The organism is Bacillota bacterium (assembly GCA_030705925.1).
In the GTDB taxonomy this organism is placed as follows: Bacteria; Bacillota; Clostridia; order Oscillospirales; family Feifaniaceae; genus JAUZPM01.
This window is the reverse complement of sequence record JAUZPM010000072.1, coordinates 1-10,062: the sequence shown is the minus strand read 5'-3', so window position 1 is coordinate 10,062 and position 10,062 is coordinate 1. Positions and strand designations below refer to the sequence as shown.

Below are 10,062 nucleotides of genomic sequence, written 5' to 3'. Positions count from 1 at the left end.
TGTTTCACCAATGACCACCCCCATACCATGGTCAATGAATAATCCTTTGCCAATTTTAGCACCGGGATGTATCTCTATACCAGTAAAAAAGCGTGAAAGCTGAGATATAGCCCGTGCTGTAAAAAACATCTTTCTTTTATAGAACCAGTGTGCTACCCTGTGCGAGATTACAGCATGTACACCTGGATAAAGAAGCAAGACTTCTATTTTACTTCTGGCTGCCGGGTCACGCTGCTTCACTGACTCCAGATCTTCTATTAACCTTTTAAACACGGTTACCCCCCGTTTTATAATAGTTCATATAAAAATATTATAACATTTAAACTGATATGTGCAACTGTTTTTATGCTACATAAATAATGGGCTGTGACAAACACAGCCCATTACATTGTACTAATTGCCAGGCTTAATGATGATGATCTTCGCAGCAGCACATATAGATTACAAGCAGAGCGATTGCTATAAGAATGAGAGTATTGTCTTCGCATAAATCGTTAAAGCAACACATGTATAATCCCCCTTTAGTGATTTCACTATTATAGTATGTGGTGCGATTTTTTTTGTTACTGATAATGCCAAATACAAAATTTGAATATTACCCTTTTTTATATTCCAAATTTATGCTAAACTAATTTTTATAATTAAACTATAAAGGAATTTGTGATGAGCGGACTTGTGAATTTTTTTAACAGCTTAAAAGGTACAATAACGGCTCAATTATCCGGCAGGATAATTTTAACGCTTATTGACCTTTTTATAGTCGGCTATCTTGTTTACGTTATAATAAATCTTATTAAGGAAACACGTGCCGCACAGCTTATGAAGGGCATTATCGTTCTTGTTGTCATGCTTGAACTCAGCGACCTTTTCGGTCTTGAAACAACAAACTTTTTCCTCAAAAACTCCATGCAGGTCGGGGTTATAGCAATATTAATCGTGTTTCAACCTGAACTTCGAAGTGCCCTTGAACGATTCGGGCGCGGAAAGTTTGGGCTAGAGTTTATAAATATGGACGACCCTGAAGCAATCAAAAAAGCTAAAGAAGCAATTACAGAGGTCTGTGAAGCTTGTGATATCATGTCTAAAAAGCGAATAGGAGCTCTGATAGTTTTTGAACGCCAGACAAAACTCGGTGATATCGTAAAATCAGGAACAGTAGTCGACGGGATTATTTCAAGTTCTTTTCTCGTAAACATATTTTATACAGGCAGTCCTCTACATGACGGCGCGTTAATAGTTAGAAACAGCCGCGCGTATGCGGCGGGTTGTTTTTTGCCTTTGACACAGAATAACGATTTAAGCCGCGAATTAGGCACCAGACATAGGGCAGCCCTTGGCATCAGCGAGAATTCAGATGCATTTGTAGTGGTGGTGTCAGAGGAAAGCGGCATTATTTCAACCGTATCAAGAGGCAATATCGTTCGGGGCTATAATGCCGAAGAACTCTCGGCAGAGCTTATAAAGAATCTCACCGAGCATTCTGAGAAAAAACCAATAAGGCCCTTTACCAAGTTGTTTCGAAAGGACAAAAAGCAATGAAAGGGATTTGGGATAAAGATTTAAATATAAGGATAATATCAGGGCTAATCGCTATTGTGCTGTGGATTTACGTTGGATACCAAAATCCTGAAACCGAAAGCGTATTCCGTGATATACCTGTAACAGTTACGCTTCCTGCAAGCAATAATTCTATGATGGGGGCTCTTTCAGTAATAACGGGCGGAAGTTATAAGGTTGACGTCACAGTCAGTGGGAAACGAAGCGTTATAAGAAGTCTGAAAGAGTCTGATATAGTTGCAACAGTAGACGCAACTAATATCAAGGATTCAGGTGTATATGAACTGCCTGTAAATGTCGAATGCTCGCGCAGTGACGTTTTAATAATGAGAAAATCCCCAACAAATATAAAAGTCAGACTTGATCATATCCTTACTGCAGAGATTCCGGTCAAGGTAAATATGGAATCAAAACTCAGTGGAAGCGATTATATCTTTGATAATACAAAATATGAGCCTGAGTCGATCAAAGTTACAGGTCCTTCTGAAGATGTTACAGCAATCAAGAATGCCATCGTCACTTGTACAATCGATAAACCCGATAGCCTTGTTACTCAAAAACTTGGATTTACTTTCTGTGATTCCAACGGGAGCGCCATTAGAGATGACTATTTAAATTCCGATACCAACGAAGTAAAAGTAACTACCTCCGTTTTGAAGAAAAAAACCGTTCCCTTAGCGATCACGCTTAACGGTAATATTAGCGGCGACGCAAGAGCACTGTTTCCATATACTATTGACCCTGCTTCTGTTACCATTGCAGGGGCAGAAAGTGTTGTAAATTCTATTGACTCCATTCCTATTGGATCTATAGATGTTTCTAAAATAACTGAAAATACAGATCAGACATTCGGCATTTCTGTCCCGTCTAACGTTAAACTAATGGATAATGTAACAAAAGCTAAAGTCACTATCACTCCAGGAGATTTGACTACACGTATAATAGATGTTTCTGACGTAAACATTACCGGTCTGCCTGACGGGTATGCGGCAACTCTTTTAACAAAGCCAGTTGAGGTTAAAATAAGAGGTGCTAATAACGTTGTGTCTGCAGTATCTTCCGCTGATATTAAAGCCAGCATTGTATTCAGCAGCAATGAACAGGTTTCCACAGGGACATATGAAATGCCAGTGAAAATTGAAATATTGAATTCAAAGGCAATTGGAGTTATCGGCGATGTTACGGCTAAAGTCAGCATTGATAAGACTGCCCCGCCGGCAGTATCATAGGTAATAATATGAGTATAATCGTAAATTCTATTCCGCTTTCACTTAATAGTGATGAAAAAGATGTGCTTGAAAAAGCTGTCAAAGCAATACAAATACCTTCAGCACAGGTACGGTCTGTCTATATACGCAAGAAATCTGTAGACAGCAGGCGTAAAAACCATATTCAGATTATATATTCAGTTGGCGTTGAATTAGAAAATGAAGCTTTAGAAAGAGAAATAGTTTCAAAGCTTTCAAGTCCTAACATTGTCTTTTTAGAAAGTGAATCAGATAATTCAATCGAGCAACACATAACTAGAACTAAAATAAAACGGCCTGTTATAATAGGGTTCGGCCCCGCAGGCATGTTTGCCGCACTCTGCCTTGCAAGGGCAGGGTTTCATCCCATAATAATTGAACGCGGCGACGATATCGACACAAGAGCTTCTTCTGTGCAGACATTTTGGTCAGGTGGAAAACTCGATCCGGAGTCTAACGTCCAATTTGGTGAAGGCGGTGCAGGAACCTTCTCTGACGGTAAGCTCAACACAGGCATAAAAGCCTCTTTGATCCGAAACGTATTGAACACATTTTATGAGTTTGGCGCTGATAAGGATATACTAATAAATGCCCGTCCCCATATCGGGACAGACGTTTTGCGTAATGTAGTCAAAAATTTGCGTAAGAAAATAATTGATCTCGGCGGTGAAATACATTTCAGGACACGCCTTGAGGAAATCATTATAAAAAATTCAAAAGTGGAAGCGCTTAAGCTGTCTGGCGGTGCAATTTTTGAAGCTGATGTCGTTATGCTGGCTATAGGTCATAGTGCCAGGGACACATATAACATGCTTTACAGAAAAGGCTTTAAGCTTGAACAAAAACCATTTTCAGCAGGTGTAAGGCTTGAACAGCTTCAAGAGACAGTAGACAGCGCTCTTTACGGAAAGTTTGCCGGTCATCCGGCCTTGCCGCCCGGTGAATATAAGTTTTCATACCGTGAGGGTGATCGCGGCGTCTACAGCTTTTGCATGTGCCCTGGAGGTTACGTAGTGGCGGCATCTTCTGAAGAGCAGAGCGTTGTTACAAACGGAATGAGTTATAAAAGCCGTTCAGGCAGTAATGCTAACTCTGCGATAGTTGTTTCGGTTCTACCCTCGGATTTTGCCGATAACCATCCGTTGTCGGGCATATCATTTCAGCAAGAGCTTGAACGCAATGCTTTTATAGCCGGCGGTAATAATTATTATGCGCCTGTGCAGATTTCAGAAGATTTTGTAAATAACAAAATCTCTAATAATTTTAAAGATGTTCAGCCAACATATTCAATAGGTACGAGTTTTTATGATTTGAACCAAATGCTTCCGACCTTTATATCTGATATGATAAAAAAAGGATTATATTCTTTTGATAAGCAGCTGCGCGGTTTTAACAGTCTGGGGGGACTGCTAACCGGTGTTGAAACACGAACATCATCGCCAGTACGGATCACACGCGGATCGGACATGCAGTCTGTTAATATAATCGGGGCTTATCCTATAGGTGAGGGAGCAGGATACGCAGGTGGAATCACAAGCTCTGCTGTTGATGGAATAAAGGCGGCAAAAGAAATTATAAGTCATTTTACAGTGGATTAAGGGGCATTCATATGCAGAAAAAGGGTGGTCTTGGCCTTGCGCTTGCTGGAGGCGGCATCAGGGGTTTCTCCCAGCTTGGCATTTTAAAGGTTCTGGAAAAAAATAAAATTAAAGCCGATTTTATAACCGGCACAAGTATTGGATCTATTGTCGCTGCGCTTTATTCATGCGGATTGTCTTCAGATGAAATTTATAAGCACTTCAGCCAGATAGAAAACAAATTTAAAGAAAGCAACGCTTTTTCAAGGCCAAGTTTTCGTCTGCTTCCTTTCGGGAAAAATTCGATTGACGGTTTCATTGATGCAGATATAATAGAAAAAGAATCTGAAGAGATCTTCGAAAGTATTGGAATTACAAATATAAAAGAAGTGAAGGTGCCGCTTTCAATTCCTTCAGTAGACATTAATTCAAGCCGAATAGTTTTGTTTACATCTTCACCCGAAAGTTTCGCTGAAACCGATGATTATATTATCATCGATGATATCCCATTATCTTTGGTCGTCAGGGCATCATCATCGATACCGATTGCGATGAGTACGAGAGAGTATAAAGGCATGAGACTTGCAGATGGCGGCCTGCGTATGAATGTGCCCATCCACCCTCTCAGACAGATGGGTGCTGACCGTGTTCTTGCGGTAACAATGAATTCATGGCACGAAAGCAGGCCTAAAAATTTAATCGAATTATCATCCCGTTCAATCGATATAATATTGTGCCAGCAGACTGATTTGTTATCTACAGAGGCTGAATTATGTATCAATGTTGCCATGCCTAATATAAATTCTCTCGATCTTGGAAAAGGGCACGAAGCATATGAGTGCGGCTATAAAACAGCACTTGAAAACGAATCGGCGATAGTTAAAATGGCAAAACCTAAATTTAACTTTTTCGGTTTTGGAAGATATGATTTTTTGAGAAAGGATAAATAATGCAGCAATACGCCTTTGTAACAAAAACAGACGGAGCAGTTGCGGCGCTCAATATATACAGATCATCTGCATGCGGCGAGGGTTGCGGGCAAAACTGTTCGATCTGCGGATCAGTAAAGCCTATTGAGGCATACGCTAAAAATACCGTCGGCGCTAAAATAGGCGACAGAGTTGTAATCGAAAGCAGTTCAAAAGTAATACTGACCCTCGCATTTATGATGTATATTTTTCCAATCATAATGCTTGTTTTAGGTTATATAATCTGTACTGTTTTAGGTTTTACTGAAAATATTAGAGCCGCCGGTGCCTTCTTATTGCTTTTTGCCGGATTTACACCTTCGTTTATAATAAACCAAAAAATGAAAAAACACAAAATATTGACTTATACTATAACTAATATAGATAATTAAATGACATTGAAAAAGCAGCCTTCTAGGCTGCTTTACTTATTAAAGATGTTGTGTTATTATTTTATCAATCAATGTTTCGTCTTTTGCATCCGGCCTTTCGCATTTATATAGCTTCCAGACTTCCCTATGGGTAATAGTTTTTTCAGGATCAATTATCTGTAGCGGCGATAAAGTTTCCATTTCAACCATGACATTGTTCGTATATGTTTCATAGCTGCATCCAAAATCCGGATATTCGGCATTCTTAATTACTTTAGACTTTTTGATAAACAGATATCCGCGATTAAAATATGCAGCCCATCCGCATTCTGTCGCTAGTCCAACTTTGAAAGGATCCTTTGCCGTTTTATCCTGTTTAAGAGTGATATATTTATCACCTATGTAAACCCTGTCATCTGTAAATTTAGAATAGGGCCACATAACTAAGCTTCTATTTGGCAAAAATCCTGTATCTTCGCCGTAAAAAGGAATTACCTCTAAACCACCTTCACTCATTACAGAAAGGCTCCAGGGCGCAAGTTTAACTGGCCAAGCCCCTATATTAGTAATCATATGGTCAACAGTAACTTCATTTTCGCCTGTGAACCTTGCCTCAATAGATAACTGCAGATTTGTATAACTCTGCTGTTCCTGAATAATCCTAACACCAGTTTCCAACTGTTCAATTTTAACAGGTCTGTTGTCTGGATAATATGTACGCGGTAGAATTTCAGGGCTTGTCCATAGCCTATGTCCGCCGTAAATATGCCAATGGCCCTTATCACCGAATTTTTTGAATTCAGGGCTGTTGTTTGATATTTCATCGTGTAAATCTTCAAAAAATATATTTTCTCCGCCTTCTAAACCAAAATGAAGTATCCTCGGGCCTATTCCGTTTGGAACTTTAAGTTCCAAAACTCCGTTTGATAACTTTACACCTTCCCCGAATATACTGACATCTGTTTTCGAAAAAATAACATTATTCATTTTCTAACCTCTTTTATCTCTATAATCAATAATCAGAGCAGCTTTAAAAGCACTCTCATTATATATTAACAACTTTTTATATTCAACATGGAGGGAATAATATGAACAAAAAAATCCAATGGATAACAAGAACAGCAATATTTATTGCTCTTTTAATTGTTTTTCAGGCTGTAACAAAAAGTTTTGGCCAATATGTCACCGGCTCATTAGTAAATCTTATTCTTATTGTAGGCGGATTAACAGCGGGACTGAGTTCTGGACTGACCGTTGCTTTAATATCGCCTGTTTTCGCCTATTTTTTAGGAATATCACCTCAGCCATTTCTTATCCCGTTTATTATGATCGGTAATATGACTATCGTAATTATTACAACAATAATTTTAAATAAATCTCTTAAAAATTCAGGCGGTAAACGATATGGAATCCAAATCAGCGGTATAGTTTTAGGGGCAATTGCAAAATTTATCGTTCTCTACCTTGGCGTTGTTAAACTTTTACCCGCTCTAGTTTCGCTTAAACCCAAGCAGCTGCAGACACTAAGCGTTATGTTTTCCTATCCTCAATTATTAACCGCACTGATCGGAGGATTTATCGCTTTACTTATCTTCCCTGCTATTAAAAAAGCGGTAAATAAGTAAAACCTTACGACTAATCAATCAAATATGGATATTAAAAACCGGAATAATAAGTTTATTCCGGTTTTTCACTATCAAACTGTTTAACTATTAATACATAATATACGGAAGTTTTCCGTGCTTTATCCAAACTCTGGTGTTCAGTCCTTCAACTGTCCCTATGTTGCCAACTGCAGTCACCTGCACATTACTAGACCATCTTGAAGTGCATTCGACAGCTTTGCCATCTCCTATGTACACTCCTATATGACCGTTGCACCATAATGCCTCTCCTGCTTCAATTTTTGAAAAGTCTTCAGTTACTTCTTCGCACTTCGTTATCATTGTATCAGCATTAATATCGGGAACACCATTCGATTCGTATTCTGCTCCCCCATATTCCTGTGTATCATCACCATTCCACCCCCAAAGAACGCCTTTAATAAGGCAAACGCAGTCAAAACCAAAAAAGCCTTTTCCAATTAGGTTTCGAAGAGTAATCTGTCTCTCACTTGAATACCAATTCGGATATTGGTCAGTTTTATAGCTTATTATGTCTTCGGTGACCGGCGCCCCGTATACGCCCCTCATATACACTGTTTTATGGTTGTTTTGAATATCCTGAAGCTTTTTAATAAATAAATCTTTTGTCATCATAATGATCTTTTCCTTTCTTTTTAACTTTACCAAATCCTTTAATTTATGTCAATCGTACATAAAAAATAGAGGCTGCAGCCTCTAAATTTTTGTTAAGCCCCAAACTGTCTGCTTATACCACGATACATATAATCCGCCATTTTTAATGCTTGATCTTCAATATCATCATAAATACTTACATCATCAGCATACTGTCCGTTTAAGCGTCTTACAGCTTCCATTTCAGTCATCCTTAGGTGACTGTAAAGCATATCCTGCCATTCGCGTCTGCTCCAGTTTGGATTTATTCTTGAAAGAAATACGGCTATATTGTCGGCATTGGCATACCACTTAGCTCTGTTTTCTTCAACTTCTCGCCTATTACCTGCTTTTGCGCTGTTAACCAAATCCGCGGCAATAAGCAGGTGCTGTTCAAAAAGCCGTTTAAACTCATCTGCAACCTGCTCACCGTAAAATCTTTTAAAAACATTTGCGAAATCTTCTGGATTCCGAAGTAATCTTTTAGTTACAACGTCTAAGTCCTTTAATCCTTCAGCAGTACTAATGATGAATGATCTCGTCCATAAAATATGCTGTTCCCAAAGTTTTCTGAATGTATCTTGCAGATCATTATCTATGTTATTTTCATAACCCTGTCTGTGCATATTGGGTTCCCCCTAGTAATTTTTATTATATAATATGCCTAGGAAGAACTAATGGAACTTTTTTTAATTTTTACAAAATTATATTATTTATATATAAAATTAATTTGAACCGAAGTTTTGCAGTTATTTTATGTTCTGGGATGATTTTTTAAATTTATAATTTTTTTTGGTGCCGCAATTACTTCTCTTGATACAAAAAGCGATCTGTCTTCCTTTGTTTTTATGCCCCATTTAACAAGCGTTATTTCCGAGTCACAGATTTCAATTGTAGTTATGCAGTTTGGGTGAACACAGCTTCCCTCATTAAAATATTGTACTTCATCTTCGGATGGACTCGTAGGTCTATGCGTATGCCCAGCAATAACAACTTGCTTATTCACAGCAACCCATTGTGTAATTTTTCGTTCAACCTTTCTTTTCTTGGCATAGTTCTTTGCCGCACTTGTCGGGTCCTTTAAGCCAAAGAACTCGAGCCTTCTCCACATATATCTTACGAGAAATCTTCCAAACCACCAAAATACATCATCAAGCAGATCTCCCTGATGACCATGTATTAGTAAAATCTTTATATTGGTTTCAAGATGTTTTAAAATTAAGCCTTCATGAACTTTTATATTCTCAAATAACGGCTCAAATGTATCGTGTTCACTATTATAATATCTATATAGATTCTGCTCAACGAAATGTTGATCTCTTTTTATCATATCATGATTTCCATAAATCATGTAATATCTGCCTGCGGCATAAAACTTGTGAAGCAGTTCAAAAACATCATTATAGATGTTGCTTATATCTGAAAACTTTTTATTTTTCCAGAGTTCGTCACTATCACCGAGATCAATATAGGTAAACCCCTCATTATAATAATATTTAATTGCAGAATAATAGATGTTTTTATTATGACCGAAATCATCGACCCAGCTTCCGTCACCTCTATGGCAATCACTTATTAAAACAATCTTAGATGAATCATCAAAAGGAATTATATCCGCAGTTCTAAATATTTGACTTAAGCGATTAAAAGTTGACATTGAATTCTCCTTTTCAGTCACTTTAAATTACTTAAGTTAGTATTTACTTCTTTAATAATAAAAATTATTATAAAACAAAAAATCAAAAACAGTTTTTACACTATTTCTGATTTAGTATTAAACTTAAAAATTAGGTTTGACTTACCTTAAATATTAAGTATTTAATTACATTTATTTATAATATGACATTATTCTACAAAATGTATCTTCCGATAAATTAATTTTAATTTATCTATGCCCCGGCGGCTTCGGCGGACCCGGTGGCCTTGGTGGTCCCGGCGGTCCCGGCGGCTTCGGCGGTCCCGGCGGCCTTGGTGGTCCCGGCGGCTTCGGCGGTCCCGGCGGCTTCGGCGGTCCCGGCGGCCTTGGTGGTCCCGGCGGCTTCGGCGGTCCCGGCGGCTTCGGCGGT

Annotated in this window: 11 protein-coding genes; 6 read left to right on the top strand and 5 right to left on the bottom strand. The window is 38.4% G+C overall.

Annotation, left to right across the window (positions count from 1 at the left end; translation table 11 throughout):
• On the bottom strand, positions 1–273 hold a 273-nt coding region (locus Q8865_09815; GenBank protein ID MDP4153717.1), incomplete at its 3' end, for a serine O-acetyltransferase.
• Between the two features lie 390 nt (positions 274–663).
• Between Q8865_09815 and cdaA the strand changes: the two genes are divergently transcribed.
• From cdaA to Q8865_09790, 5 genes are read left to right on the top strand one after another with little or no spacing between them, the layout of a single operon-like run.
• A complete protein-coding gene (cdaA, locus tag Q8865_09810; protein MDP4153716.1) occupies positions 664–1,539 on the top strand; it encodes a diadenylate cyclase CdaA in 876 nt (291 codons plus the stop codon).
• Complete coding sequence (locus Q8865_09805; GenBank protein ID MDP4153715.1) at positions 1,536–2,786, top strand: CdaR family protein; 1,251 nt, start codon at positions 1,536–1,538, stop codon at positions 2,784–2,786. Before cdaA ends, Q8865_09805 begins: the two co-directional genes overlap by 4 nt.
• An 8-nt stretch (positions 2,787–2,794) precedes the next feature.
• Positions 2,795–4,402 carry a hypothetical protein gene (locus Q8865_09800; protein MDP4153714.1) on the top strand — a complete coding sequence of 536 codons (1,608 nt, stop codon included), beginning with the start codon at positions 2,795–2,797 and terminating at the stop codon, positions 4,400–4,402.
• 11 nt (positions 4,403–4,413) lie between these two features.
• Positions 4,414–5,331 (top strand): patatin-like phospholipase family protein, encoded by a 918-nt coding sequence (locus Q8865_09795; GenBank protein ID MDP4153713.1) that lies wholly within the window; start codon positions 4,414–4,416, stop codon positions 5,329–5,331.
• Positions 5,331–5,741, top strand: a complete 411-nt coding sequence (locus Q8865_09790) for a SoxR reducing system RseC family protein (protein MDP4153712.1) — start codon at positions 5,331–5,333, stop codon at positions 5,739–5,741. Before Q8865_09795 ends, Q8865_09790 begins: the two co-directional genes overlap by 1 nt.
• Before the next feature lie 39 nt (positions 5,742–5,780).
• On the opposite strand, the gene Q8865_09785 is transcribed toward Q8865_09790, so the two are convergent.
• Complete coding sequence (locus tag Q8865_09785; protein MDP4153711.1) at positions 5,781–6,707, bottom strand: hypothetical protein; 927 nt, start codon at positions 6,705–6,707, stop codon at positions 5,781–5,783.
• A 101-nt stretch (positions 6,708–6,808) separates the two neighbouring features.
• On the opposite strand from Q8865_09785, the gene Q8865_09780 reads away from it, so the two are divergent.
• Positions 6,809–7,345, top strand: coding sequence for an ECF transporter S component (locus tag Q8865_09780; protein MDP4153710.1), 537 nt, complete (start codon positions 6,809–6,811; stop codon positions 7,343–7,345).
• 87 nt (positions 7,346–7,432) lie between these two features.
• Here the strand turns inward: Q8865_09780 and Q8865_09775 are convergent, their stop codons facing one another.
• The 3 genes from Q8865_09775 to Q8865_09765 form a co-directional block, all read right to left on the bottom strand.
• A complete protein-coding gene (locus tag Q8865_09775; protein MDP4153709.1) occupies positions 7,433–7,978 on the bottom strand; it encodes a hypothetical protein in 546 nt (181 codons plus the stop codon).
• Positions 7,979–8,070: 92 nt separating this feature from the next.
• Positions 8,071–8,622: an acetylglutamate kinase gene (locus Q8865_09770; GenBank protein MDP4153708.1), complete on the bottom strand. Its 552-nt coding sequence runs from the start codon at positions 8,620–8,622 to the stop codon at positions 8,071–8,073.
• A gap of 128 nt (positions 8,623–8,750) precedes the next feature.
• Complete coding sequence (locus Q8865_09765; protein MDP4153707.1) at positions 8,751–9,653, bottom strand: metallophosphoesterase family protein; 903 nt, start codon at positions 9,651–9,653, stop codon at positions 8,751–8,753.
• Positions 9,654–10,062 lie beyond the last annotated feature (409 nt).

What these genes read in the sequence shown, in the direction of transcription:
- cdaA (MDP4153716.1), top strand. Translation starts at nt 664, where the DNA reads ATGAGCGGACTTGTGAATTTTTTTAACAGCTTAAAAGGTACAATAACG.
- Q8865_09805 (MDP4153715.1), top strand. Translation starts at nt 1,536, where the DNA reads ATGAAAGGGATTTGGGATAAAGATTTAAATATAAGGATAATATCAGGG.
- Q8865_09800 (MDP4153714.1), top strand. Translation starts at nt 2,795, where the DNA reads ATGAGTATAATCGTAAATTCTATTCCGCTTTCACTTAATAGTGATGAA.
- Q8865_09795 (MDP4153713.1), top strand. Translation starts at nt 4,414, where the DNA reads ATGCAGAAAAAGGGTGGTCTTGGCCTTGCGCTTGCTGGAGGCGGCATC.
- Q8865_09790 (MDP4153712.1), top strand. Translation starts at nt 5,331, where the DNA reads ATGCAGCAATACGCCTTTGTAACAAAAACAGACGGAGCAGTTGCGGCG.
- Q8865_09785 (MDP4153711.1), bottom strand. Translation starts at nt 6,707, where the DNA reads ATGAATAATGTTATTTTTTCGAAAACAGATGTCAGTATATTCGGGGAA.
- Q8865_09780 (MDP4153710.1), top strand. Translation starts at nt 6,809, where the DNA reads ATGAACAAAAAAATCCAATGGATAACAAGAACAGCAATATTTATTGCT.
- Q8865_09775 (MDP4153709.1), bottom strand. Translation starts at nt 7,978, where the DNA reads ATGATGACAAAAGATTTATTTATTAAAAAGCTTCAGGATATTCAAAAC.
- Q8865_09770 (MDP4153708.1), bottom strand. Translation starts at nt 8,622, where the DNA reads ATGCACAGACAGGGTTATGAAAATAACATAGATAATGATCTGCAAGAT.
- Q8865_09765 (MDP4153707.1), bottom strand. Translation starts at nt 9,653, where the DNA reads ATGTCAACTTTTAATCGCTTAAGTCAAATATTTAGAACTGCGGATATA.